The following is a 26,206-nucleotide window of genomic DNA, read 5'->3' as shown; positions in this document are numbered from 1 at the left end:
ATGAAAGCTATGATTTTTGCCGCCGGCATGGGAACGCGGCTTAAACCGCTCACGGATACGATGCCCAAGGCGCTTGTTCCTGTTGCCGGTCGCCCTATGCTCGAACATGTTATCTTAAAACTGAAAGCGGCGGGTTTTACCGAACAAGTTGTGAATATCCATCATTTCGGCGAACAAATTATAGACTTCCTTCGTGCCAACAGGAATTTCGGTATCACCATCCATATCTCCGACGAACGGGATTTCTTGCTCGATACGGGTGGAGGAATCAAGAAAGCGCGCCGTTTCTTCGAACATTCCGATGAACCTTTCCTGGTTCATAATGTAGATATTCTGTCGGATATCGATTTGCAGGAACTTTACGGCTTTCATCTGAAGCATGGAGGAGAGGGCACTTTGCTTGCCAGCAGCCGCAAAACATCCCGTTATCTGCTTTTCGATGCCGAAAACCGTCTCTGTGGCTGGACAAACAAAAACACCGGCGAATTGAAGCCGGAGGGAATCTGTTATGATTCCGGCATATATCGGGAGTACGCTTTCAGCGGCATTCATATCCTTTCCCCTTCTGTCTTTTCACTGATGGATGATCCCCGTTGGGAAGGGAAGTTTTCAATCATCGACTTCTATCTTTCTACTTGCCGGCAGGCTGATTATCGGGGCTGCTTGATGAATAATCTGCGGCTGTTGGATATCGGTAAACCGGAAACTTTATTGCAGGCTGAAAGTTTTATGTAATTTTATTCATTCTCCTGTGAATATTTCTTTGCTAAATGTTGCTAAATTTCCAAAAAAGAACTATGTTTGTCCCGTTAATCTTTTTTGTTTTAATGAAAATATAAGCTTCATCTATTTGTCAGTAGGTTGAGCCGATATTTTTATAGAGAACCAACTTAAATAATATCACTATGTTAACAAAACTTAAATTGGGGGGGGTAATTTTACTGCTCTCTATTCTCAGTAGCGTTGCATATGCATCGTCGGTCGAGAAAGTAACGGATGTAGCGGTTGTTCAGCAGCAAGGCAAATGTACAGGTGTTGTAAAAGACACTTCGGGTGAGGCCGTTATCGGCGCATCTGTTTTGGTGAAGGGAACCACGAATGGAACTATTACAGGCGTAGACGGAGGCTTTTCTCTGTCGGGTGTAAAAGAAGGAGCGGTATTAGTCGTTTCTTTTGTAGGCTATCAGACCACAGAGGTGGTGTATCAAGGTAAAAATCTGAATATAATTTTAAAAGACGACAGCCAGATGCTGGGTGAAGTAGTGGTCACGGCATTGGGTGTCACCAAGCAGGCGCGCTCTGTAGGTTATGCCACGACAAGAGTGTCTACGGCAGAAATGGAGCGGGTAAACGCAGTGAATCCGGTCAATGCCCTTGCCGGTAAAGTAGCGGGCCTGAGCATTAATGTGGGAGGAGCTTCGGGAGTTACCTCCAGTTCTACAATTACGATTCGCGGGGCTAAGTCGATCGACAAAAACAACTCTCCCATTTTCGTTGTCGACGGCATGATTATTCAAGAACCTATAACAGATTATGATGCCGGAACCGACTGGGGCTCGCAATTGAAAAATCTGAATCCGGCCGATTACGAAAGCGTGACTGTATTGAAAGGTGCTGCGGCCACCGCACTTTATGGATCGCGTGGTGCAAACGGTGCTATCGTGATTGTATCGAAAGGTGGTAAATATGGCAAACAGGGGCTTGGAGTAGAGGTCTCACAAATTCTCGAAACTACCGACATCTATAAGTCGCCCATAGATTTGCAGAATGTGTATGGAGCAGGTACTCCTCACAACGGATACGAAGGTGGCTTTTTGGCAGATGGGGCATTGCAGCGGACAGCTGCCAGTTGGGGGCCCAAAATGGATGGTTCCATGATCAATCAATATATGCCTCATGGTGAAAAAACTCCGTTTTCACCGCATCCTGATAATTGGAAAAGCTTATATAAAACAGGATTGAACAGTACTACTAACGTATCGATAAATGGAGGCGGTGAGAAGTCTTCTTTTCGGTTTTCTTACTCGTACACAGATAATAACGGAGTGTTTAAACGCAATAAATTTAAACGTCATTCTATTGCCTTTAAAGGAATAACAGACCTGAATAGAGTTTTCTCCGTAGAGGTAGGGGTAAACTATGCGTTCTCTCGTGCACAAAACGGAGCTAATCAAGGTGGTTGGAACTGGGATGAGAATTTGGGTATGATAACTGCCTATTACTTACCTCGAAACATGGATATAGACTTGTATGAAAGTATGTACCGCGATCCCGAGACGCATGCTGTGGAGACAGCTTCACCGTGGGGAAAGCTGAGGGGATATTTGCACCGCAGGGATATGAACCTGAACGCGCGTTCGGAAAACTCATTGCTTGCCAATTTGACCTTGAAGGCGAAGATACTTCCATGGCTCAATGCAAGCTTGAAAGGTAACTACAATTATTACGGCATATCTACCGAACAAAAAGAATATGGCACAGGACCCAACTATGGTCCCAGCGGAACCGGGAAATATGCGCGCGGCGGAAGTAATTCCGGTTCATACAACTTTTTAGGTATGTTGCAATCGACAGGCAATAAGATTAAAATAGCGAAAGAAGAATTTACATTGGATGCTATTTTGGCTGCCGAACTTTATGGTAATACAGAGGCTCATTCGTGGAAGAAATCGACGAATGGCGGATTGGTATCTCCGGGGGTGTTTGCCTTCTCGAACTCTAAGAACAGAATAACGCCGGAGTTTGACTATACGCCGCGCAACAACCAGACTTTCGGTCTATCCGCTATTTTGAATTTCGGTTGGAAAGAACAACTTTATTTGGAGCTTACCGGACGTAATGATTGGCTTTCTTCATTGACTTACCCCTCATATATGGTTACGGGACAGAACAACTTCTCTGTTTTCTATCCGTCGGCCAACTTATCGTGGGTGTTTACCGAGGCGTTTAAAATGCCCGAATGGTTCTCATTCGGTAAATTACGCGCTTCTATTGCCCGTGTAGGTATGGGAACCAGTGCTTATGCCACTTCTAAGGGTTTCGGAGTTTTCTCGCAAAGCACACAGTACGACTGGAAACGTAACAATGTGCTGATGGCTAATCCGAATTTAGGACAGGCATGGAATGACAACTTGAAGCCGGAAGTGCAGCAGTCTATTGAAATAGGTACCGATTTACGCTTCTTCGATGAACGTTTGTACTTTGATATCGCTTACTATAAAACGAATACCAAAAATCAGATCATGACTGTGGGGGCGGTACTGGAATCGGGCGCGAACAAGCAGCTCATTAATGCCGGTAATATTCAGAACCAAGGCGTGGAAATACAGTTGGAAGGCACTCCCATCCGTACACGACACTTCCGTTGGACATTGGGGACTAACTTTACGCTCAATCGCGGAAAGGTTGTGGAGTTGCACAAGAATGTGAAGGAATGGCAACTGTTGGGAAGTTATGACGCCGGACCCGAAATTTGGGCTTATGAAGGTGGTAAGTTCGGAGTGATTACTTCACTGCAAAACTCCTCATATTCCAGTCCGATTTACCGTTTTAAGAATGAGGAAGATCCCAATGATCCGAGAAACGGGAAACCTGTGATCACTTATTGGGGAGAATACGGTAATCCGAACAAGGTATCTGCTTACGGATATGTGACGGAATACGATAAAGGCATGAAAGAACGTAAAATTCTTGGAAAGGTAGAGCCGGACTTCCTGCTGAGTTTCAATACCTCTTTCTCATATAAGGGATTTGACTTCTATGCTTTGATAGACGGTCGGGTAGGCGGAAATTATTATTCGCACACGTATAAATACCTTTCTCCGTTGGGAAACCTGAAATCTTCTCTCGAAGGACGTGATAAAGAGCACGGAGGATTGCCCCGCGTGAACTATAAGGGAGAGACTGTTTACGATGCCATTAATTTGGATGCTGTGTTCGATGAAGGCACAAATGCTCCTTTGGCGAGCGATCCTTCGAAGAAAATAGACGTGAGCGGATTGACTTATCGTGAAGCCTTGGATAAAGGGATTCGTCCGGTAATGACCAGTATGTGGTATTTAGGCAACTATGGTTGGGGAATGGCCGGTGATTTGGGAATCCAGGATAATACATGGTTCTGCTTGCGTGAGATTACTTTGGGGTACCGTTTGCCTGAGAAAATCTGCCGGAAGTTTGGCGCAAACTATTTACGCGTTGGATTGACTGCGCGCAATGTGGGGTATCTTCTCAATAAATTGAATGACGGTTTGAATCCTGCTTCTATTTCAAATAACAATCCTTTGAAGCCTATGGACATAGGGGCTGTTCCTTTCTCACGTACTTATGCGCTTAATGTAACTGTCAGATTCTAAAAAACAATGATTATGAATAAGATAATAAAGAAATATATATTGGGAGCATGTGCGTTGCTTTTGCTCTCGGGGTGTTTGGATGACTATAAAGAGTTGAACACCGACCCTGAACTGTTGGGTATGACCGACCCTCGCAATGTTTTCACGGGGGCGACTGAGAACTTTAACAATAGTACCCGCGCGCATCTTATGGCGAAGTATAGCGGGGTGATGCAGATTATGCAGTATATTGTGTCTTCCGGAGGACCGAGCGAAGGGATATATGTGAATTCGTCCAAATCGGAACGTCCTTCCATTTATACTCCTTACTATGGAGACTATTTCGAAAAAATCGGTCTTAAACTACGCTATCTGGTCAATTCGGTGATACCTCATTCCGGTGAACCCGAAAAATACAAAGATGTAGCTGCCATTGCGAATATTCTCGAAACTTATGAAGCCTGGTTGATGTTCGATGTTTGTGGCGCCGCTCCCTATACCGAAGCATTTAAACTGACTTCGGAAGGAATCCGTACGCCTCGCTATGATCTTTATCAGAAAGATTTGAACAACGAACCTCTTTATAAGGTTTTTGATAAGAAGGTCAAGGACAATATTGCAGTGTTGCAGGCATCGGATGATACGCAATATAAACTGGAAAACAATGATTACTTCTATACGGGAGATGTCGCAAAATGGATAAAATTCGCCAATACATTGCGCATAAAAATGGCGCAGCGATTGGAAAAAGCCGACAATGCGTTCTATAAATCCGTAGTCGCCGAGGTTTTGTCCGATAAAGGGGGGATTATTTCAACCAATGGTGAGTCGTGTATCTACAATCATCCTAATGAATACAACGATAACACGGATGATACGCATATACTGACTAATCAATATTGTGCGTCTCGCACATTGGTCAATTTCTTGAAAGCGTATGAAGATCCGCGCTTGCCTTTACTGGTTCGCCGCAATGGGTTCGGCAAAGGAAATAATAATAAAAAGAATGATGAGCTGGTAGAAGATTTGCAAAAATATTACCCCGATTATGAAACGAAGTTCGCCCAATGGACAGGACGGTACGTGGGTATGTCCGCCAATCCCGACAGTGCAAGTAGCGCATGGTCTAAGTCTGCCTATATTACTATACCTTATGTAGATAATGAGGGTGTGGATAAAAATATGGAGATTCGGCATAATTGTCAGATTGAAAGCCGTTATTACGTGAAAAACGGAGGAAAGGTCGGAACTCAGATTACTGCCCGTGATAAAGAGGACAATATCTATGATGTGTCTCAGGAACAAATCAGTTTGTTTACCCCGCTCATTACGTATCCGGAAACTTGTTTCATGATGGCGGAGATCGCTTTCAAAGAGAAAAAAGCGATGGGAGGAAAAGATGCCGCCGCATGGTTTAAGGAAGGTATTCGTGCCTCACTGGAGCAATATCAGGCTTGGGCGGAGAAGATGATGGTGCCTTCTGCGATGAATAAAAACAGCGATAACTATAATCCGATAACAGAAGAAAAAATTACGGCTTATCTGGCTCGTCAGGAGTTTCAGGAAGTCTCTCTGGAAAAGATCGTAACTCAGCAATGGATCAATCTGTTTATGCGGCCCGAAGAAGCATGGGCTACATGGAAGCGTACCGGACTTCCTGCATTTAAAAAGCAGCCGGAACCCGAGAACGGAGTAGCTTTCTTTGAGATTCTGACCACGGCTGACAAAGAATTGCTTATTCCTCGCCGCGGCACTGTCAATGCTCCGAACTCCGAAAACATGGATAATTATAATGCTGCCGTCGAAGCCTTGAAAGCGGACGCCAATTTCGGAACGGACATGAAGAATACCGAAGGTCGTATCTGGTGGGATAAGCCGTAAAAGGACGAAAAGAATTGTTGAGAAAAACTTAGCTGTAATAACGAAGATGTTTTGCAGATCGGGAGTGTGGCAAAACTAACATGTCCGGTCTCGAAAGTCGCAGATTGTAACTAAATAACTATAAAAGAACCATATCAAACTCTGTTTTTGAGTAATGATATGGTTCTTTTCATTGCTGACAGGGAAAGTATAATTTCAAATATAAGCTTTTCTTATCAAAAGTAACATGGTGAGAATCTCCATTCTTCGTATGGATAAAAAGCAGAGACTTCTCGGTAACTTTCGTAGTTTTCTCTGTTTTTCAACTCTCGCCACACATACTTTGTTCGTTGTATCGCCTTTACCTACCGCGCCAATGTCACTCCTACTTCATTCATCTCTACCTTGGCAGGCATAGCATCGGGCGAAGTGGCTTGCAAACGGATGAAACGCGCCTTTACATTCTTGCCGAAAGCAACTGTTTGCGGAAGCGGATTATGCATAATATTGCTAAACTCTCCGCTCGTAGGAACTTCCGTCCAACTGCTTCCATCCACGCTCACATAGAATTTATACCGGAAAGCCATCGTCGGTTTTGCCTCCGCATTCGAAGGAGCGTATGTAAAAGCGGCGAGAGTTACAATCTTTCCCAAGTCGATTGTCAATGGCGAGTCGGTAATCTTTTTCCATTCCGCACGCGGTAAGTTGTTCCACTCTTCACGTTTAGCCGCCTCTTCCAACGGTGCGGCATAGAAAGCCCCTACTTGCTCGATGTGTGCAGTCAAACGGCATTCCGGTATTTTCACACGCAGTTTAGTTGCCGTTACTTCCGGAAAACGAAGCAGACGCTTGTAGCCTATCGTCGTACCTCTACCGACTTCTTTCCATCCGTCTTCAGTCAAAGCTTCTACCGTAAAGGCTTCCACACGCTGTCCTTTGGCAATATCCTCCTGAAGCATCACTACATTGATTTTTGATCCTGCTTTTAATGAGTAAACCGCTTCACTGCCGGGCGCGGCATTCCAATAGCGGTTGCCTTTCTTCACCCGATTGTCGGCAAACACCTTGTTCCGGTAAGCGGCAAATTCCTTCAATCGGCACACATCCGTCTCATGAATCAATCCGCGACGGTCGGGCGGTATATTCAGCAAAAGCACAGAGTTGTAGCCCACCGACTGAAAATAAATATCGTTCAGCTGCTTTAGCGACTTCACCTTACTGTCTTCTTCGGCATGGTAGAACCATCCCGGACGAATGGACACGTCGACCTCCGAAGGATACCAGAACAACTCGGTGGCTTTTTCAAGCATAGCGCGGCTTCCAAGATCTTTCGCCTGACTGAAAACGCCCAATCGTTTGTTGCTTTCTTCCGAACGGGCATACACACCGGGAGCCAGTACTGTGGCGCTCCATTCCGTCTCACGTCCCAGTCCTCTTTCATTGCCTACCCAGCGTACATCATCGCCCATGATCGCCATTACGGCTTTCGGTTGCAAACGCTGGATGGTTCTGTAAAAAGCGTCCCAATCATAGACCTGCTTCTTGCCGTTCGGTCCTTCACCGTTGGCTCCGTCGAACCAAACCTCGTGCACTTCGCCGTAATTGGTAAGCAACTCGGTCAACTGACGGATGAAGAATTCGTTGTATCGGGGGGAGTCGCCGTAACATTCCGCGTTCCGGTCCCACGGCGAAAGGTAGACCCCGAACTTCATTCCATATTTATCGCAAGCCGCACGAAGTTCTTTCACAACGTCCCCCTTACCGTCACGCCAAGGCGATGAAGCTACGGAGTGGCGAGTCGTTGCGGTGGGCCAAAGGCAGAAACCATCGTGATGCTTCGCTGTAAGAATTACCATTTTAAAGCCCGATTCTTTCAGACTGCGCACCCATTGTTCCGCATCCAGTTCGGAAGGATTGAAAAGAACAGGATTTTCTTTCCCGTTTCCCCACTCACGTCCGGTAAAAGTGTTGATGCCGAAGTGCAGGAAAGCCGTTAGTTCCAGACGTTGCCAGGCAAGCTGCTGAGAGGTGGGGACAAGGCGCGCGGCCATGTCTACTTTTTGTTGAAGCGTGGCTCCTGCCGGAAACTCTACGTGTTTTACGAAATAATTTTCTTTCTTCTGGGCTTGTGCGCTCCATGATACAGCGCTTAACAGAAAGAGAGAGAGAAGTAGTTTTTTCATGATTCTATTTTTATTTGGTTTTACTGACGTAGCAAAGATAAAAACTTTTATTATATTGAGAAGCGAAAGGTTTGTTTGATTTTTCCTTTTAGAGCTTCCGTTCGTCTCATTTAGAAGTTCCATTTGTGTCATTTAGAGCTTCCGTTTGCTTCATTTAGAACTTCCGTTTGCTTCATTTAGAGCTTCTGTTTGTGTCATTTAGAGGTTCTGTTTGCTTCATTTAGAACTTCCGTTTGCTTCATTTAGAGCTTCTGTTTGTGTCATTTAGAGGTTCCGTTTGCTTCATTTAGAGGTTCTGTTCGTCTCATGTTAGAATTTCCTTACGCGTCATTTCTGGTTTTTTCAGGGCTTTTTGAGAGGTATGTTTCTCTTTCGTCCTTTCCACATGCATGCAACAGTAACCGCCAATACATTAGCTCGAAGACGGGTTAAGGCTCAAATGAATTCGATAGATTGATTGCGAATCAATCCCGAAGAATAAGTTCGAAGTCGGCAAAAACAGGAAGATGGTCGCTGATTCCACCCTGATATTTCACCCCTTTGTAGGTGCGGTAGGGTTCTTTCCCGCCGTACTTCTCGTCTTTTATCAGCAGAAAAGGAAGACGGGCAACATCCGCTTCCTCCTCGCTTGTGTGGAAATCGGCAGAGGAGTTGAGGAGCCTTCCCGACACGATGATGTGGTCGAGCAATCCCCACTTCCCTTGATGTTTGTAAGAACCGAAGTCCCGCGATTTTGCTTTACGTGCCAGCAGGTGATACAACTTGAGTGGGGAGGGAAGAGTGCCGGATGCGTTATCCGTTCCAAGCGGAGGGGCTTGGGCATCTAATATCGTTCGAATCGACTTGTCGGTAGGGTAGTCGTTGAAGTCTCCCATGATTATGAGTTGGGGATGTTGGCGTGCGCGCAGAATGCTGTCGGCTTCTTTTCGCAATCTCCGGGCAACCTGAAGCCGGTAAGGTTCGGACTCTTTGACTCCTCCCGAACGGGACGGAAAGTGTGCGATAAGTAAATCCAACGTGTCGTTCGTCAATAGCAAACCGGAAACATGCAATATGTCTCTTGTCGGCTGATAGCCTTTGGAAGGCGGTACGGTGATGGAGCGTGAAGCAAGCAGTTTGAATCTGTCTCGCTGATAGAGCAGGGCTACATCAATGCCTCGTGCGTCGGGCGATTGCGTCATCACGTAACGATACCCCGACTTCCTTAGCGGAGAGCGCCGGGTCAGGTCGCGCAATACCGTGTCGTTCTCCACTTCGCAGAGGGCAACCAATGCCGGCGGATTCCATTGCCCGACAGCTGTTATCGTACGGGCTACGTCAGTCAGCTTTTTCCTATATCTTCCGTAGTGCCATCTCCGAAGCGCGTCGGGCAGAAACTCACGGTCGCTCTTCAGCGTGTCGTGGCGGGTGTCGAAAAGATTCTCCACATTCCAACTCATTACCCGAAAGGGAATTTGGGTTTGTCCTTGCAGCGGCAGAGGAAGACAACAGCATGCGATAAAAAAGAAAAAAAGAGCGCCCGGAAAGTCTGCTTTTAACGAATTTACCCTGTGGCGGATACCCGTAGCAAGGGTAAATCTTGTGTTAAAGGACTTTCCGGACACTCTTTCTTTCTTTTGATGATTGTCCTCTGCTTATTTCACGGCAGGAACATTGGCCAAGATATCCAATAAATGTTTCCAGAATTTCTCTACCGACGGAATGTGCAACCGCTCATCGGGAGAGTGCACTCCGGTCATTGTCGGGCCGAAAGAAACCATGTCCAGCGTAGGATATTTGTCGAGGAACAGTCCGCATTCCAGTCCGGCATGGATGGCTTTTACTTTCGCTTCCTCTCCGAACAGGCGTTTGTACGATTCGGCTGCCACCTGAAGAATGGCCGAGTGCGGATTGGGTTTCCATCCCGGATATCCGTCGCCGAAAGTTACTTTGGCTCCCGCCAGCCGGAAAGTGGCGCGTACGGTATTCGCCATATCGTCGCGTGCCGAGAGAATAGAGCTGCGTTGGCTCGTTTCGATGCGGATCGTGTGGTCGGGCTTCATCTTGACCGAAGCCAGATTGGTAGAAGTTTCCACCAGTCCCGGAATGTCCTGACTCATGGCGTATACACCGTGATGTACCGCATAAAGAGCTTTCAGCAAGCGGGCGGTAGTGTCTTGGTCGATAGCTGTTTGGCGGGGAGCCTCCGATTCCAACAACAGTTTCAAGTCGGGTTCCGTCACCGCCAGTTCGTTTTCCACTTCGCTCGTGAAAATATTCAGTTCCGTACGTACGTCGTGCTTGGCGTCTTCCGGAACGGCACAGATGGCGTATGCTTCGCGCGGGATGGCGTTTCGCAGGTTTCCTCCGTTGATTTCGCAAAGGTAGAAATCATGTTTTTCGCTTACACGCGTCAGAAAGCGGTTCAGTATCTTGTTAGCGTTTCCTCTTCCCAAATGAATGTCTCCGCCGGAGTGCCCGCCTTTGAGACCTTTCACTTCCACCTTGAAGAAGAAGTATCCGGCGGGAACCTCCACTTCCTTATAAGTGAATTCCGCTACGGAGTCGATGCCCCCTGCGCAACCGATGAAGAGTTCACCTTCATCTTCCGAGTCCAGATTCAACAGGATATCGCCGCTCAGGAAACCTTCTTTCAGAGCGAAGGCGCCGGTCAGTCCGGTTTCTTCGTCTACCGTAAACAAGCATTCCAACGGGCCATGCTCGATGCTGTCGTCTGCCAGAATGGCCAGCTCCGTAGCCACGCCGATACCGTTGTCGGCACCCAGCGTCGTTCCTTTGGCTTTCAGCCATTCTCCGTCTATCTCCGTTTCGATGGGATCGGTCAGGAAGTCGTGTTCCACATTATTGTTCTTTTCGCATACCATGTCGACATGCGATTGCATAATGACTGTTTGCAAATGCTCTTTTCCCGGAGTGGCAGGCTTTTTAATCAGCACATTGCCCGCTTCGTCCACCTTGGTTTCAAGGTTGTGTTTTACTCCGAACGCCTTCAGGTAGGCGATCATTTTCTCTTCCTTCTTCGAAGGACGCGGCACTTGGCAAATCTCTTCAAAGTACTTGAATATGCCGGCCGGCTTTAATTCTTTTTTTTCCATACAGTTTTCTTTTATCTATAGCCGCGGGAAGCTTTTCAGCTTTTCCCTATTGCTAAATATGGTTAATTTGATTGACTTATCTGAACTGATTTATCTTTAAAGTCTATCTTTGCATTCACAAAATTAATAGAAATGCTTGAGACTGTACTGATAACTTTGTTAATAGTTGCTATTTCTCTGCTTTTGCTGGGAGTGAAAGTCTTTTTTACGAAGAACGGAAAGTTCCCCAACGGGCATGTGAGCGGCAACAAGGCTTTGCGTAAGCGGGGAGTCGGTTGTGCGCAGTCGCAAGATCGCGAAGCCCGGGCCAAACGGCGCTTTTCTATTGATGAGTTGGAAAAGACCTTAAACGATAGTATGAACTAATTAATTTAAAAAACAATATTTTACACAGTTATGAATAGAATGAACTACCTCATGAACGGTTTGGCTGCTCTTGCGTTTATCGTTTTATTTTCACAATGCGCCGGTAAAACAGACAATCAGACTTCAGATTCACCGGCTCAGGCTACTGCCGGTCTTTCGGGAATGAAGATTGCTTATGTAGAAGTGGATAGTTTGCTGGCAAAATACAATTTCTGCATCGATTTGAATGAAGCCATGGTCAAGAAGAGCGAAAACGTTCGTCTGACGCTGAACCAAAAAGCGAACGCGTTGGCGCAGGCAAAACAGGAGTTTCAGAAGAAATATGAGAACAACGCTTTCCTTTCGCAGGAAAGTGCCCAGCAGGAATACAACCGTTTGGCTAAAATGGAGCAGGATTTGCAAGAACTGAGCAATAAACTTCAGACGGGCTTGATGGAAGAAAACAATAAGAACAGCTTGCAGTTCCGTGATTCTATCAACGCATTTCTGAAAGAATACAACAAGACTCGCGGATACAGCCTGATTTTCAGTAATACCGGTTTCGACAATTTGCTCTATGCCGACAGCACTTTTAATATTACCCAGGAAATTGTGGACGGGTTGAACGCAAGATACTCTTCGCCCGCCAAAAAATAAAAGAGAGCATACGGCTCTTTTTAAATGCGATTTTTAGTTAATAAGTGTCTGCTAAACTTCCTTTTTAGGGACAGTTTGGTGGACACTATCGTTTTAATACTTCCGGTAGCACCGTTTACCGACGCAATCTGTCAAACTGCCTAATTAAATGCAGGAGGTTTTAACGAACGTTTTTTCGGGGGAAAGGGGAGAAGTAAAGTTATCTTTTACCGGCTCGGTAAAGGCTTGGGTGGATATACAGGCATTCCGATCTTTATTAATTGGGCGGAACTGTTTCTTTTTGATTTTATTTGCCAATCAAAGTTGCAGGCGGCAATCTTTTTCAGAATACTGTTTTCCGCCAACTTTGCAAGAGCGATTCAACCAATACTCAATTTTGCCAGGTAGTCGTAGTGTTTTCCTTGTTTTATCAGTTCGGTTTTGAATCCGCATTCGGAGGCGTAGAGGCCCAGTGTTTCGAAATCCACATACAGCCAGTCGAACGAATCGCCTTCGATGTCCTTGTATTTCATCCGGAAGTCTATTTCCCCGTAATAGTCGCCTGCAAGATCGATGAGAATGCTTCCGTCTTCTTCTTCAAAAAGGTATCTCAGGTCGCTGGAGTCCATGTAAATGGATCCTTCGGGGCGAAGTATCTGCTTCATCCTTTGAAAGAAAGCGGGCATGTTGCTCAGTTTGCCGATGATGCCCGAGCCGTTCATCAGCATGAGTACCGTATCGAAAGATTCCCGGAAAGTCTCGTCGAAAAGGTTGATGAGGCGCGCGTCGTTCACTCCCCGCTGTTTCATCACTTCGACCGAAAGGGGCGACACGTCGATGGCGCACACGTCTTTGCCCATTTCCTGAAGTGCGAGCGCATGGCAACCGCTTCCGGCGCCTACGTCCAGAATACGTCCTTGCGCCAGTTGCAAGGCTGTCCGCTCTATCGCCGGCATGGATGAAAAACTCCGGAACAGTTGCCTGACGGGAATTTCGTCTTCATCGAACTGAGAGGAAAACACCCGTAGCCTGTCGGCCTTGCGGCGATTGAAGAATTCATGGATTGCTGCTCCCATCGGGTCTTTTTCTGCGGGTAAAATTGTTGTTTCCATCGGGCGGTTGTTTCTTGTTACGTACGGCAAAGATAGAGATTTCGCGGAAAAAGAGTATCTTTGCCCCTGAAAAAGTGAATAAATATATGAGTATAGAAGAGGCAATCATGGGCGGTATCGTCTTTAAAGGCAAAAAAGACAAGCCTAAGGAAGAGGGGAAGGTAAAGACAAAGGCGAAGAAAGCGACTTATATCCGCGGTCTTCACGGGTCGGGGGCGGCTAAAATGAAAGCTGATATCCGGAAGAAGCGGGCGAGCCGTCATAAAAAATAAGGTTTGGAAGATACTGCTGCACTGCCCCATATGGGTCCTGTCTGAAAAGAGACGCGGATTTACACGAAATCGGGCAGGAGGGATGATTGTATTCCTGCGCCGATCGGCGTAAACCCGCGTCCGGTTATATCCTTTTGCCGGCTCTTTGACTGCGTTTTGCAGCCAAAAAACTAAGCCGGAAGAATCTCAATCCAATAATCGTCGGGGTCGTGAATGAAGTACAACCCCATGGCAGTGTTCTCGAAACATACGCATCCCATTTCTTTATGATACCGGCGTACGGCTTCGTAGTCGCCTGTCACGCGAAAACACAAATGGCTTTCGTTCTCGCCCAGTTCGTATGGTTGGGGATGGTCCTTGAGCCAAGTAAGCTCCAGCAGAAAGCTGCTTGCGCTATCCGTCAGGTACACCAGAACGAAAGAGCCGTCGGATGCTTCCTTGCGACGATGATCCCGAAGGCCGAGCGCATCTCTGTAAAACCGGATGCTCTTTTCCAAATCGGTTACGTTGATGTTGAAGTGATCGAATTTACCTTTTATGTCCATGTCAGAAATTTGTTTTATTTTCTTATGATGAGTTTTACGATCTCTCCGACGTATGTACGGGGCCGACCCTCTTGCGGGGCGTTTTGCGCGGGCAACTTCTTGCAATGAATCAATGCCGAAGGAGTCTTTTCGCTCGGGGCATACAGTTTTAATACGTATTTTTCCGCTTTTTCCACCGCGTCGAAAGGTTGATCGGGCGAGAGTGTGCAGTAAGCAACTGCTTTGCCCGAAAGATACCCTAAAGCTCCGCCGGCATTGGCCGTCATGTTTGTCATGTTGAACTCGTCGTCGCCGATGCTGATCACCAACGTTCCGCTTCCCATCAGGGCGTATATTTCACCCGGTATCTGCTTCAGGTCGGCTTCCTGATATTCCGGCGCCGTTGTCCGGGCAGCTTTGGTAGCATCTGTCTGCGAGCTGATGGCGACGGGATGGGCCACAGCGGAAGTTTCCGTTGTTCCCAATGCAGCGGCTAAACCGGCGAACATGTTGTCGGCAAAGTCTACGGTCTTCTTGCGCCATTTCGCCAGCCCGCGCACCAATTTCGTTTTAGTCTTGTTCAGCGCGTAGCGGTCGGTTATCCATTCCTCCGCTTTATACTTCTCTTTTTCGCGGTAGGTGAACCGGATTTTTTCCAGGTTCACCACGCATTTCTCCGCATCCGTCTGCACGGTTACCTGATAATTGATTTGCGTCCGGTCTAACGACAGGGCGGTGGAGCTGAACACAATCCATTCTTCTCCTACACCTGCGATGATCCCTTTCTCCCGGTCCGGATAAACTACGCGGCTGTCTATGTTCTTGTTTTCTTTCAGGCGGACCGTCATCCATTGCAAAGCGCGGTCGTAGATTTCTTCCCGGCTCATGCCTGCAACCTGAAATTCTTTGGAGAAAACGACTTTGCCGTCTACTTCGGGAACCGCCCCCGCCAAGTATTTGTTGTCGTTTTGCTGTTTTTCCGAAGAGTCCGCTTTCATTGTCGCCGGCAGGCAGACAAGAAACAATGCGAGAAATAGAATCGATAACTTATTCATACTTATAATTGTGTTTATTGGGTAATTTCAAAGCTTTCGCCCCGGCCGCCGATCGCAATGAAGCGGATGCCGGCTTCTTCGGCAAAGCGGTGGAATGCGTTTCCGCCTTCGTAGTCTTCTCCGAAGTGTATGGGTACAAATATAGTTGTTTTTATTTGTTCGATGAATTGTTTGGCGCCTTTCATGTAATCTTTCCCCATTCTTCGGTCTACCGGAAATAATGCCACATCTGTTTCCGGAGCTTTTTCTTTCAGATCTTTCAGTTCCGCAAGGAAGTCTCCGTCCGCCTTGCGTATTTCTTCTTCCGTAGAATCCTCGCTCCAGTGCCAGTTGTTCAGGTCGCCCGCATGGAAAATGCTCAGGCCTTGCAGATGGATGAGGAAAGAACTTCCTGCGTCTGTCGATCCGAATGCGTCGACCCGCAGGCATTCGTCTTCGTATGTTTCTCCTTTTTTGATGTAAGTCGCTTCTTCTTTCGCCGCGCGCCGCTGTTTTAAGATGTCTTTGGAGAATATATAGCGGATGTCCGGATGAAGTTTTTTCCATTCCAGCACCTCGCGGTTGAAATGGTCGGGATGGAAGTGAGTGGACAACACATAGATTCTACCGGGCCTTCGCAAGAGATAATCGTGCACGATGCCCCGGTTGCGTTCGGTTTCCGAAGAGTCTTTGTAGTAATCGATGATGACGGTTACGCCCTCCGCTTCAACGGCAAACCCGCTATGATATATATAATGGAGTCTCATAGGCTGATAGTTGTTAGGTTTGCAATATTACATATTCTGATTGGGGTGACCAAGCAAAAAAGCAGAAATCATGGCGTGGGAGTGTTATTTGCTTTGTTCCGTTACGGTATCAGGGCAAACGGAAGAAAGCAAACCGGAGGCGGACGCCCGCCCGCCTCCTTGAAGTATAGGCTCGATGATGAGTTGAAAAACCGAAGCGGACTGATAGGGTGTAGAGCATCTCGTTAGAGGTATAGGCGTGATGATGAGCTGAAAAACCGAAGCGGACTGATCGGATGTAGAGCGCCTCGTTAAAGGTATAGGCTCGAGGATGAGCTGAAAAAGGAAGCGGATTGATAGGATGAAAAGCGCTTCCTTAGAAGTATAGGCGTGACAGTGAAGCGGATAAACGGCCGAGTCACGGAGCCAGACGAACGATTCCCCATTTTCCGTCAGGCTGCAAGGTGTATAGAAAGCGGTCGTGCAAACGATTCGGGTGCCCCTGCCAAAATTCGATTCGCGAGGGTGTTACGGCATAACCTCCCCAATGTTGGGGGCGTTCTACGTCTCTTCCTATCCATCGCGCCGCTTCTTTCACAAACGCGCGTATCAGTTGCATGCGACTGCGAATCGGCCGGCTTTGAGGAGATATTCTCGCTCCGATTCGGCTCTTGTAAGGGCGTTTCCCGAAGTATTCATCCGATTCTTCGGCGGGCACTTTCGTGGCAATCCCCTCCACGTGTACCTGCCTTTCGAGTTCGTGCCACACGAAAGAAAGCGATATGTGCGGGTTGGCCGCCAAATGTTTTCCCTTGCGGCTTTCGTAGTTGCTGAAAAAAATAAACCGTCCGTCATGCAATCCTTTGAGGAGCACGGTGCGTGTCGAAGGCGTTCCTTCAGGCGATACGGTTCCCACCAGAACGGCAGTCGGTTCGTTTACATCCCCGTCGATGGCTGTTTGCAGCCAATTGTCGAAAAGCAGAAGCGGATCGTCGGGAAGATCGCTTTCCCGTAATCCGCTTTTGCTGTATTCTTGCCGGATATCGGCCAGATTGATATTCATATCTTGGTGAAATTTTATGGAATAAATGGCAGACTTACTTTCTTACTTCGTTAGGCAGCGGCCTGCCGTTCATGAAATCCTTTACGTTTTGCAACGTGGTTGTGGCGATATTCTCCATCGCTTCCTGCGTGAAGAACGCCTGATGCGATGTTACGATTACATTGTTGAATGAAAGCAGGCGCGCCAATACGTCATCGTCGATGATACGGTCCGATTTGTCTTCGTAGAAATACTCTCCTTCTTCCTCGTACACGTCGAGTCCGGCAGAACCGATCTTCTTGTTCTTCAGTCCTTCGATCAGCGCGTTGGTATGGATGAGTTGCCCGCGCCCGGTATTGATAATCATCACTCCGTCCTTCATCTTGCTTATGGAATAGTCGTTGATGAGGTATTTGGTTTGCTCCGTCAACGGGCAGTGGAGCGAAATGATATCCGAATGATGATACAGTTCGTCGAGCGAAGTATATACGATTTGTTGCTCACGGGCGAAGTTATGATTGGGGTAAAGATCGTATGCCAGTATATTCATCCCGAATCCTTTTAAGATATGGATAAGTATTTTGGCTATTTTCCCCGTGCCGATAATTCCCACAGTTTTGCCCCGCATGTCGAATCCCATCAGTCCGTGCAGCGAGAAGTTCCCGTCTTTGGTGCGCCATGATGCCCGTGGAATCTTCCGGTTGAGCGAAAGCATGAGCGCTACCGTGTACTCCGCCACGGCATAAGGCGAGTATGCGGGAACGCGTACTACGGTTATTCCGGCTGCGGCGGCCGCGTTCAAGTCTACATTATTGAAACCGGCGCATCGCAAGGCCAGCAGTTTTACTCCGTTGGCGGCCATCGTCCGGATAACTTCCGCGTCGGCAATATCGTTCACGAAGATACAAACCGCATCTACTCCTTGTGTAAGCAAAACGTTGTTTTTATTCAGGTGTCCTTTATAGTAGCGAAGCTCGAATCCGAACTCCTTGTTTTTGCTGTTGAATGAAACTTCATCGTAGGGCTTGGTGCCGAAAAACGCAATTGTGTATGCCATAAAATTTGTCTTTTTATTTTGATTATGTAATTAACATACGGATGAATCTATTTGTTTATCTATTTATGCTTGATTAACGGAGTATTTCTTATCTATCGTTTCATTGGTAACTATGCGGAATCGGTGAAAAATGCCTCTCATAAAGAAGAAAGATGCACATAAATCTTTTTTATGTGCAATATTGTTGTACCTTTGCGCCCGAAATAACTAAAAAAAGATTTAAATGAGAAAATTATCCTTGTTTGGTATTGCAATGTTATTCGTTTCAATTCCAACTTTTGCAGGAGGTCTCCTGACAAATACAAACCAACATATCTTATTCTTGAGAATGTTGGCGCGCGATGCTTCCACACAAATCGACGCCGTTTACTCCAACCCCGCCGGGCTTGCTTTTATCGACGAAGGCTTTCATCTTTCGTTCAACGGGCAGAGCGCTTTTCAGACCCGCACCATCACTTCTACCTTCGCACCCTTTGCCGGTTTCGGCGGTAATGCTGCAAAAGAGTTCAAAGGCGAGGCTTCCGCTCCGTTCATCCCTTCACTTTTTGTTGCCTATAAAAAAGGCGACTGGACGTTTTCCGGAAGCTTCGCTCTTACGGGCGGCGGTGGCAAAGCTACTTTCAATCAGGGGCTCGGTTCGTTCGAATCGCAAGTGGCAATACTGCCTTTGTTGGTTTCGAAAGCGGGAATCCCTGCCAATCAATATTCTTTGGACAGCTATATTCGCGGAAAGCAGATGATCTTCGGTCTCCAAATGGGAGCCACCTATAAGATTGCCGATTATCTTTCGGCTTTTGCGGGGGTACGCATGAACTATGTGAACAACAGTTATGTAGGCTATCTGCGGAACATACGTTTCAATCCGCAACATCCTCTACTGAATCCGAAAGGAGATATGATTTCCGCGCATGACTTCTTCAGCAAACTTGGCGATCAATATAAAGACCATGCGGAAAACACCGCCGACAAAGAACTCGACTGCGACCAGAACGGATGGGGTGTTACTCCGATTTTAGGTTTGGACTTTAAAATGGGCAAATGGAATGTGGGTGTGAAATACGAATTCAATACGCATTTGAATGTAGAGAATAAAACGTCCAGAGACGACACCGGTTTGTTTAAAGACGGTGTAAACACACCTCACGATATTCCGAGCTTGCTGACTGTAGGAGTTTCGTATGAAATTCTGCCGGTATTGCGTGCTTCCGTAGGTTATCACCATTTCTTCGATACTCATGCCCGCATGGCCGATGCGGTGAATTTGGCTACCGGAGAGAAAATGGGCAAACAGCATTTTATAAAGAACGGTACGAACGAATATCTTGCCGGCATCGAATGGGATGTGTGCAAGTGGGCGCAAGTGAGCGGCGGCATGCAGCGCACCAAATACGGTGTGGAAGACAGCTATCAGAGCGATATGAGTTTTGCCGTAAGCTCGTATTCGTATGGAGTAGGGGCGGGCTTCAATTTAATGAGAAACATGAAATTGAATGTCGCTTACTTCTGGACGAAATACGATACGTACACCAAAGAAACGGCCAGTTATAACGGGACTAAAGTTCCCGGTAAAGATGTGTTCGATCGTACCAATAAAGTGTTCGGTATCGGAATCGATTATAAATTCTGATAGCATACGTTCATCCTTGCCTTTTCTTGCACTTGATTCGGCTATCGGAATGGTTGATTTCAAAAGCCCGCCGCCTTTTAAAAAAAGCCCGCCGTGTTTGATTTCAAAGCCCGCCGCCTTTTTTTCAAAGCCCGCCGCCTTTTTTTCAAAGCCCGCCGCCTTTTTTTCAAAGCCCGCGGGCTTTTTTTCAGAGGCCGACCGTGTTTTTTTCGATCCTTTCTATGCTTTTCTGAGCGGGCTTTCATGTTCCTTTCCACCGGCTGTCCATACTTTTTTCAGCAACGTCCGTGTCTCCTTCGTTGGCATCTCGTGTCTTTCTGAGCGGACTTTCATGTTCCTTTCCATCGGCTGTCCATACTTTTTTCAGCAGCGTCCGTGTTTCTTTCGTCGGTAGCTCGTGTCTTTCTGAGCGAACTTTCATGTTCCTTTCCACCGACTGTCCGTGTTTTTTTCAGTGGTCGCCGTTTTTGTTTGCAATCTTTCAACCGTCGTTTTCGGCTATTTCATCGTTTTTCTTCCTGCTATGCCCTCTTTTTCTTTATGAAAGGAAAAATTGCCAAACTTCATGGAAGAATTGCTATTTATAATAAGTCTAAAAAAGAAGATCTTTGCATCGTACTAATTAGATTAATTGACTACGACATGGAGAAGATGGAATTTACTCAAGGAATATTGGCGATGGAGCAGGATTTACGTCGTTTTGCATATAAATTAACTTCAAACCGCGACTCTGCAAACGATCTGGTGCAGGATTGCGTGTTGCAGGCGTTGGATAACAGAGAGAAATTCACTCATGCCAAAAACCTGAAAGGATGGATGTATACTATCATGCGGAATATTTTTATCAACAATTACCGCCGTGCGGTGCGTGAGATGAATATTATCGACGATAATTATTCCATCCATCAGCAAAGCCTGATAGAAGACGAAGACAGCGACCGTTTCGAAACGGCTTATGACATGAAACATTTATATAAGGTGATTCATTCCATTCCCGAAGAGATGAAAGTTCCTTTCCAGATGTTCGTTGCCGGATTTAAATACAGAGAAATTGCCGAAAAGCTGAACCTTCCGATGGGGACGGTGAAGAGCCGCCTGTTCTTTATCCGCAAGCGCTTGAAGGAAGAACTGAAAGATTTTTCCTGATTCTGCAAGAGAGATTTTTCCAAAGATACTACATTTGAAGTTTTGAGTAGTTATCCTTCTTATCCTTTCATACTTGAAAAGGATGGGAAGGATTCTTTTTTTTGATTTTTCTTCTAAAACATTTGGTTTATAAAATAAACCTATTTATCTTTGCTTTCGAACAAGTGAGATGCGCAGCTCCTTGTTTTTTTTAATCCATATATGGTTTATAAAATAAACTAATTAATTTTATTCACTAACGAATAAGGAGAAATCGAGATGAAACGTTTGTTGCTTATTGTTTTGGGAGTTGTTTGCTGCCGAATGGGTGTTTGTGCTCAGGATGTAACGGTAGAAGTACGCGGTATTCGCAACGCGAAGGGCAGTATCCTCGTGATGGCTCAAAAGGATGAAACGTCGAAACCGGTATATGCCATGGTAAAAGCCGCCGAAAGAACTGCGATAGTCGTCCTGAAGGATGTGCCTTGGGAGAAATTCACTCTGTCGCTTTTTCACGACGAGAATGAAAATATGGATTTGGACAAGGATGAACAGGGCAGACCGTTGGAGGGGTATGTGCGCGAGAAATGTAAGAAAGAGTCCGACAAGCCGGCTACCGTGAAAGTCGAGTTGTACTACCCTATATATAAATAAGGTGTATGAAACGGATAATGCTTGCCTTATGGATCGGCTTGCCTGCTCTCTGTTTCGGCAGAGGGCAGCAAGAAGGCGGTCGTCCTCTTTCCGTGCGCGATAGCTTGCCGATTGATTCTGTGGTCTACGCGTTGCAGGAAGTGGTTGTACAAAGCAGTTCGGTGAAGAGAAAGGCCGACCGGTATGTTCTTTCCGTTCCTTCGTCCATAAACAAGGACGGGGTGGAGCTTCTCCGTCAGGCGCCGGGCGTTTGGATATCCGATGAACGCATCTCCATCAACGGCTCTTCCGGAACGAAAGTATTCGTAAACAACCGGGAGATACGGCTGACCGGAGAAATGTTGACGGCTTATCTGCATACGTTGAAGTCGGAGGATATTCTCCGTATCGAAGTCGTTCCGATGGCGGGCGCCGACAAAGAGGCCAATATGCAAGGAGGAACCATCCATTTCATTATGCGCCGCCGCACGGATCGAGGGATGCAGGGCAGTCTGTCGCTGACGTCTTTCTGGGCTTCTTCCCTTCAACGATACCGTCCTGACGGGAGTTTAAATTTTCATAGCGGGAAATGGGATGTGTATGCTACGGCTTCGGGGATGTGGATGCCGGAGAATCGGGGAAACCTGCAAACTGTTCGGCAATACGCTGTCTCAGGAAAAGATTTCACCGCCACGACGCAGATGAAGCAGCCTGTGAATTACGGCACTTCCCGCGCAGGAGCTGTTTATACGATAGATACGTTGAGGCAGTTTGGAGCGGAACTGGAGTATACCCGCCGTTCGTACCTGTGGCATTCGCAAAGCTTTTCTTTTTTGTCGACCGGCCGGGCGGAGATAGAAAGCCGTGGAGCGTACCGTCAGGAGGAAAGTTACAATATGTATTCGGTTGCCGCAAACTATATACGCAAGTTGGATGCGAAAGGTTCCGTATGGAAGCTGGCGGCGGACTATACTTTAAAAGATCTGGACGGAAACAACCGTTATCATCTGGAGCATCGGGCGAGAGGGCTGCACAGCGACACGGTCTATCGGTCGCGTTCTTTGGCCACATACCGGATTGCCACTGCCGATTTCTCCTGGAAAAAGCAACTGCGGAAAAAGTCTTTCTTCCGAATAGGATTGAGATATACCGGTACGGATATGGAAGACTGTTCGAAATACGAAGGTTTGAACGTTGACGGAAGCTGGCGTGATAATGCCGCTTACGGGCATGAGCTGGATTACGACGAACGTATCGGAGCCATGTATGCCGTTTATTCCACAGAAGGAAAGAAAGGCAGTATCCGTATCGGGATGAGGGGTGAATATGCGCGTATATCCGACCGTACAAACCATCGGACGAAGGAACTCCGGGACTGGTTTCCTCATGTCGACGCAAGCTATTATTTCGACGAAATTCATAAATGGATGATTGTCGGACAATACGGAAGATATATCGAACGTCCGTCTTTCTTTGCGCTGAACCCCAATCGCATTCAGACTTCGGACTATACTTACCAAGTGGGCAACCCGGCTTTGCGCCCGACTTACATACATAAACTCAGCGCCACGCTGGTGTATAATTACAGGTATACGCTCACTGTCGGCGGCAACCTGCACCGCGACTTGATTCGCGAGTTCGGCAAAGAGGATGCTGCGAATACCGACATGTCGTACATCAGCTATGAAAACCACTATCGTGAGAACCATTGGTTTGTGGCCGTCAATGTTCCCTGGCAACCGGTTACGTGGTTCAATCTGTCTGCCAATGCGGTGGGTGTGCGGCAAGACATCCGTATGTATAAAGAAAACGGTTATTCCGGCCATTTCCTGTTTTTCGGCAATGCGAGCGTTGTCTTCTTTTTGCCTTCGGATTACTCGCTCGAAGCGGAATGCAGCGGGGCGAGCCGGTTGTATTCCGGCAACAGCGAGGTCGCTCCGTTTCATGCTCTTCATCTCCGGTTGCGTAAAAAGTGGAATGACGGACGTTTGACGGCAACTTTGGGTGTGGATAATGTATTCGACAGGAGCAATGCTTATACCAGTCATTTGCCGGCCTACACATCCGTAGCCCATTATTCGTCGGCTTCTGCGGGGAGGGTGTTTAAGTTGAGCTTCTCGTGGAACTTCAACCGGGGAAAGAAAATAAAGAAAGTGAGTGTGGAAAAGCAATCTTCGGAAGAAAGGAAACGGCTGGACGGGAAATAAACGGTTACGCTTGATTTATTAAACAGACTATATTATTTTTGAAACAAAATTGATGGATTATGGAAGACAAGAAGATTTCCGAAAAAGAAAGTTTGGAACTTATCGCCCGGATGATTCGGGAGACGCAGGAGAATACGGCGCGTCATGCGGCCTATCCCTTGCTGATTTGGGGATATGCTACCGTCGTTATATCGCTGGCAGTATGGTCTTTGTGGCTATATACAGGCATGTGGCAGGTGAATTTCCTTTGGTTTGCTTTGCCTTTAACCGCCCTTCCGCTGACGATTTTCTTCGAACGTAAGCATGGAAAGAAAGGAACGAGGAATTATATCGACCGCATTACAACGCAGATGTGGGCTTTGTTCGGCATCGTCAGTTTCTGCCTCTCTTCTCTCGCTTTTGTGGTGCGGATAGACGTTCTTTTCCTCATGCCGTTGTTGATGTCGATGGGGGTGACACTCACCGGCTTGATTGCGAAGTATAAGGTGCATATCATAGGCGGGGCGATCGGTCTGTTGCTCTCTTTCATCTCTTTATTTATTCATGGGTATGATAAATTGCTGATGTTTGCCGCTATCTTTGTGGTGATGATGATTATTCCCGGACATATAATGAATAACCACATGAAACGATGCTCAAAGAACTGAATCCATTATTACATTCGCAGCTCCGGCTGGGCATCATGTCTATTCTCCTATCGGTGGAAGAGGCCGACTTCGTTTATCTGAAAGAAAAGACGCAGTCGACGGCAGGAAACCTGAGCATTCAGCTGGATAAACTAAGCGAGGCGGGATATATCGAAGTCGAAAAAAGTTTTGTCGGCAAGAGACCCCGTACCCTCTGCCGGCTGACTTCCGACGGGAGAAAAGCGATGGAGGAGTATGTCGATGCCCTGAAAAGTTATTTTAGCGGATTATAACAGGAAGATGTGTTGTCTTTTTGTTTTTTTCTCTATCTTTGCACCCCGAAAATTAAAGACATGCGATGCCGTGAATAGCGGCCGTGTATTCTAGAACACCACGTAAAAAACAGGAATTATGAAAGAAAAAGTATCTGTACCCTTCATGTTGCTGGGCATTCTTTTCAATGTATGCCTCATTGCAGCCAATCTTCTCGAAACAAAAGTCATTCAAGTGGGCGGACTGACGGTGACCGCCGGATTATTGGTCTTCCCCGTTTCTTATATCATCAACGACTGCATTGCCGAAGTCTGGGGGTTCAAAAAGGCTCGCCTTATCATCTGGAGCGGATTTGCCATGAATTTCTTCGTTGTTGCGCTCGGATTGATAGCCGTTGCTTTACCCGCCGCGCCTTTCTGGGAAGGTGAGGAGCATTTCGATTTCGTGTTCGGCATGGCTCCCCGCATTCTTGCCGCCAGCATGCTGGCCTTTCTGGTAGGTTCTTTCCTTAATGCTTATGTCATGAGCAAGATGAAAGTGGCGAGCGGAGGGAAAAACTTCTCGGCACGAGCCATTTGGTCTACGGTAGTGGGCGAGACCGCCGACTCGATCATCTTCTTTCCGATAGCTTTCGCAGGTATCATCGCCTGGAAGGAGCTGCTTGTCATCATGGGACTTCAGGTGGTGCTGAAATCCATGTACGAGGTTCTCATTCTGCCTGTTACGATACGGGTGGTAAAAGCCATAAAAAGAATCGACGGAACCGATGTTTACGACACGGATATCTCTTACAATGTATTAAAGATAAAGGAAATCTGACGTGAATAAGGAAGCTGCGTTGGTTGTGTTCAGCGGAGGGCAGGATTCGACCACATGTCTGTTTTGGGCAAAGAAACATTTCAAGGAGGTTCGTGCGTTGAGTTTCCTTTACGGACAGAAACATCAGAAAGAAGTGGAGCTGGCACAGGGTATTGCGGCGAGAGCAAACGTGCCGTTCGATGTGATGGATGTGTCTTTCATCGGCACTCTGGGACGCAACTCGCTGACCGATGCTGCGATGGAGATGGATAAGGAGAAGCCGGAGGGCAGTGTTCCCAACACTTTCGTGCCGGGGCGCAACCTCTTCTTCCTGAGCATTGCTGCGGTGTATGCGTGCGAACGTGGCATCCGTCAGTTGGTGACGGGTGTTTCGCAGACCGATTTCAGCGGTTATCCCGATTGCCGCGACGCGTTTATCAAGTCGTTGAACGTGACGCTGGACTTGGCGATGGATGAACACTTCGTGATTCACACCCCGCTGATGTGGATAGACAAGACGGAGACGTGGGCTTTGGCGGATGAGCTGGGCGTGATGGACTTGATACGCCGCGAAACGCTGACTTGTTACAACGGCATTCAGGGCGACGGATGCGGTGAATGCCCGGCTTGCAAGCTCCGCCGCGAAGGTTTGGAGAAGTATCTGAAACAATCATTATAAG

25 protein-coding genes are annotated in these 26,206 nt (G+C 47.0%); 15 read left to right on the top strand and 10 right to left on the bottom strand.

The window, feature by feature from the left end; genetic code table 11:
• The 3 genes from C234_RS0109075 to C234_RS0109065 all read left to right on the top strand — a co-directional run bounded on the left by C234_RS0109075 (position 1) and on the right by C234_RS0109065 (position 6,212).
• Entirely contained in the window at positions 1 to 735 is a 735-nt protein-coding gene (locus C234_RS0109075; RefSeq protein ID WP_027325503.1) for a nucleotidyltransferase family protein, read from the top strand.
• A gap of 170 nt (positions 736 to 905) precedes the next feature.
• Positions 906 to 4,352 carry a SusC/RagA family TonB-linked outer membrane protein gene (locus C234_RS16210; protein WP_081688143.1) on the top strand — a complete coding sequence of 1,149 codons (3,447 nt, stop codon included), beginning with the start codon at positions 906 to 908 and terminating at the stop codon, positions 4,350 to 4,352.
• 12 nt (positions 4,353 to 4,364) lie between these two features.
• Entirely contained in the window at positions 4,365 to 6,212 is a 1,848-nt protein-coding gene (locus C234_RS0109065) for a SusD/RagB family nutrient-binding outer membrane lipoprotein (RefSeq protein WP_034538285.1), read from the top strand.
• 344 nt (positions 6,213 to 6,556) lie between these two features.
• On the opposite strand, the gene C234_RS0109060 is transcribed toward C234_RS0109065, so the two are convergent.
• The 3 genes from C234_RS0109060 to C234_RS0109050 all read right to left on the bottom strand — a co-directional run bounded on the left by C234_RS0109060 (position 6,557) and on the right by C234_RS0109050 (position 11,469).
• Positions 6,557 to 8,374 carry an alpha-L-fucosidase gene (locus C234_RS0109060; RefSeq protein WP_027325501.1) on the bottom strand — a complete coding sequence of 606 codons (1,818 nt, stop codon included), beginning with the start codon at positions 8,372 to 8,374 and terminating at the stop codon, positions 6,557 to 6,559.
• Between the two features lie 464 nt (positions 8,375 to 8,838).
• Entirely contained in the window at positions 8,839 to 9,873 is a 1,035-nt protein-coding gene (locus C234_RS16205; protein ID WP_051290219.1) for an endonuclease/exonuclease/phosphatase family protein, read from the bottom strand.
• A 135-nt stretch (positions 9,874 to 10,008) separates the two neighbouring features.
• Positions 10,009 to 11,469 (bottom strand): aminoacyl-histidine dipeptidase, encoded by a 1,461-nt coding sequence (locus C234_RS0109050; RefSeq protein WP_027325500.1) that lies wholly within the window; start codon positions 11,467 to 11,469, stop codon positions 10,009 to 10,011.
• A 132-nt stretch (positions 11,470 to 11,601) separates the two neighbouring features.
• Between C234_RS0109050 and C234_RS0109045 the strand changes: the two genes are divergently transcribed.
• On the top strand, positions 11,602 to 11,835 hold the full coding sequence (locus C234_RS0109045) for a hypothetical protein (protein ID WP_021644379.1): 234 nt from the start codon (positions 11,602 to 11,604) through the stop codon (positions 11,833 to 11,835).
• 30 nt (positions 11,836 to 11,865) lie between these two features.
• The gene (locus C234_RS0109040; RefSeq protein WP_021644380.1) at positions 11,866 to 12,471 is read left to right on the top strand and encodes an OmpH/Skp family outer membrane protein; all 606 of its coding nucleotides are present in this window, start codon (positions 11,866 to 11,868) and stop codon (positions 12,469 to 12,471) included.
• A gap of 359 nt (positions 12,472 to 12,830) precedes the next feature.
• On the opposite strand, the gene C234_RS0109035 is transcribed toward C234_RS0109040, so the two are convergent.
• Positions 12,831 to 13,562 carry a class I SAM-dependent methyltransferase gene (locus C234_RS0109035; protein WP_027325499.1) on the bottom strand — a complete coding sequence of 244 codons (732 nt, stop codon included), beginning with the start codon at positions 13,560 to 13,562 and terminating at the stop codon, positions 12,831 to 12,833.
• 86 nt (positions 13,563 to 13,648) lie between these two features.
• On the opposite strand from C234_RS0109035, the gene C234_RS0109030 reads away from it, so the two are divergent.
• Positions 13,649 to 13,834, top strand: a complete 186-nt coding sequence (locus C234_RS0109030) for a hypothetical protein (RefSeq protein WP_027325498.1) — start codon at positions 13,649 to 13,651, stop codon at positions 13,832 to 13,834.
• Positions 13,835 to 14,004: 170 nt separating this feature from the next.
• On the opposite strand, the gene C234_RS0109025 is transcribed toward C234_RS0109030, so the two are convergent.
• Genes C234_RS0109025 through C234_RS0109015 form a run of 3 tightly spaced genes read right to left on the bottom strand, consistent with a single transcriptional unit; the run spans position 14,005 to position 16,159 of the window.
• Positions 14,005 to 14,379: a VOC family protein gene (locus C234_RS0109025; RefSeq protein ID WP_027325497.1), complete on the bottom strand. Its 375-nt coding sequence runs from the start codon at positions 14,377 to 14,379 to the stop codon at positions 14,005 to 14,007.
• A gap of 14 nt (positions 14,380 to 14,393) precedes the next feature.
• Positions 14,394 to 15,413, bottom strand: a complete 1,020-nt coding sequence (locus C234_RS0109020) for a DUF4468 domain-containing protein (RefSeq protein WP_027325496.1) — start codon at positions 15,411 to 15,413, stop codon at positions 14,394 to 14,396.
• 14 nt (positions 15,414 to 15,427) lie between these two features.
• Positions 15,428 to 16,159, bottom strand: coding sequence for an MBL fold metallo-hydrolase (locus C234_RS0109015; protein ID WP_027325495.1), 732 nt, complete (start codon positions 16,157 to 16,159; stop codon positions 15,428 to 15,430).
• A gap of 75 nt (positions 16,160 to 16,234) precedes the next feature.
• Between C234_RS0109015 and C234_RS17480 the strand changes: the two genes are divergently transcribed.
• Positions 16,235 to 16,387 carry a hypothetical protein gene (locus tag C234_RS17480; protein ID WP_154656405.1) on the top strand — a complete coding sequence of 51 codons (153 nt, stop codon included), beginning with the start codon at positions 16,235 to 16,237 and terminating at the stop codon, positions 16,385 to 16,387.
• Positions 16,388 to 16,556: 169 nt separating this feature from the next.
• Here the strand turns inward: C234_RS17480 and pdxH are convergent, their stop codons facing one another.
• Entirely contained in the window at positions 16,557 to 17,201 is a 645-nt protein-coding gene (gene pdxH / locus C234_RS0109010) for a pyridoxamine 5'-phosphate oxidase (RefSeq protein ID WP_027325494.1), read from the bottom strand.
• A 34-nt stretch (positions 17,202 to 17,235) separates the two neighbouring features.
• Positions 17,236 to 18,237, bottom strand: a complete 1,002-nt coding sequence (locus C234_RS0109005) for a 2-hydroxyacid dehydrogenase (protein WP_027325493.1) — start codon at positions 18,235 to 18,237, stop codon at positions 17,236 to 17,238.
• 223 nt (positions 18,238 to 18,460) lie between these two features.
• Here C234_RS0109005 and C234_RS0109000 point away from each other — a divergent pair, with 223 nt between their 5' ends.
• On the top strand, positions 18,461 to 19,864 hold the full coding sequence (locus C234_RS0109000) for an OmpP1/FadL family transporter (protein WP_027325492.1): 1,404 nt from the start codon (positions 18,461 to 18,463) through the stop codon (positions 19,862 to 19,864).
• A 241-nt stretch (positions 19,865 to 20,105) separates the two neighbouring features.
• On the opposite strand, the gene C234_RS0108990 is transcribed toward C234_RS0109000, so the two are convergent.
• Positions 20,106 to 20,285: a hypothetical protein gene (locus tag C234_RS0108990; protein ID WP_027325491.1), complete on the bottom strand. Its 180-nt coding sequence runs from the start codon at positions 20,283 to 20,285 to the stop codon at positions 20,106 to 20,108.
• Between the two features lie 221 nt (positions 20,286 to 20,506).
• Between C234_RS0108990 and C234_RS0108985 the strand changes: the two genes are divergently transcribed.
• The 7 genes from C234_RS0108985 to queC all read left to right on the top strand — a co-directional run bounded on the left by C234_RS0108985 (position 20,507) and on the right by queC (position 26,205).
• A complete protein-coding gene (locus C234_RS0108985; protein WP_027325490.1) occupies positions 20,507 to 21,010 on the top strand; it encodes an RNA polymerase sigma factor in 504 nt (167 codons plus the stop codon).
• A gap of 258 nt (positions 21,011 to 21,268) precedes the next feature.
• Positions 21,269 to 21,643 carry a DUF2141 domain-containing protein gene (locus tag C234_RS0108980; RefSeq protein WP_027325489.1) on the top strand — a complete coding sequence of 125 codons (375 nt, stop codon included), beginning with the start codon at positions 21,269 to 21,271 and terminating at the stop codon, positions 21,641 to 21,643.
• A gap of 5 nt (positions 21,644 to 21,648) precedes the next feature.
• Complete coding sequence (locus tag C234_RS0108975; RefSeq protein ID WP_051290218.1) at positions 21,649 to 23,829, top strand: outer membrane beta-barrel family protein; 2,181 nt, start codon at positions 21,649 to 21,651, stop codon at positions 23,827 to 23,829.
• Between the two features lie 59 nt (positions 23,830 to 23,888).
• Positions 23,889 to 24,476 (top strand): hypothetical protein, encoded by a 588-nt coding sequence (locus tag C234_RS0108970; RefSeq protein WP_027325487.1) that lies wholly within the window; start codon positions 23,889 to 23,891, stop codon positions 24,474 to 24,476.
• Positions 24,461 to 24,748: a winged helix-turn-helix domain-containing protein gene (locus tag C234_RS0108965; protein WP_021644428.1), complete on the top strand. Its 288-nt coding sequence runs from the start codon at positions 24,461 to 24,463 to the stop codon at positions 24,746 to 24,748. The genes C234_RS0108970 and C234_RS0108965 overlap by 16 nt, the downstream gene beginning before the upstream one ends.
• Before the next feature lie 118 nt (positions 24,749 to 24,866).
• The gene (locus C234_RS0108960; protein WP_027325486.1) at positions 24,867 to 25,547 is read left to right on the top strand and encodes a queuosine precursor transporter; all 681 of its coding nucleotides are present in this window, start codon (positions 24,867 to 24,869) and stop codon (positions 25,545 to 25,547) included.
• Between the two features lies 1 nt (position 25,548).
• On the top strand, positions 25,549 to 26,205 hold the full coding sequence (queC, locus tag C234_RS0108955; protein ID WP_027325485.1) for a 7-cyano-7-deazaguanine synthase QueC: 657 nt from the start codon (positions 25,549 to 25,551) through the stop codon (positions 26,203 to 26,205).
• Position 26,206 lies beyond the last annotated feature (1 nt).

Origin of the sequence: Bacteroides pyogenes DSM 20611 = JCM 6294 (assembly GCF_000428105.1) — a bacterium.
GTDB lineage: Bacteria > Bacteroidota > Bacteroidia > Bacteroidales > Bacteroidaceae > Bacteroides > Bacteroides pyogenes.
This window is presented reverse-complemented; position numbering and strand designations above follow the sequence as displayed.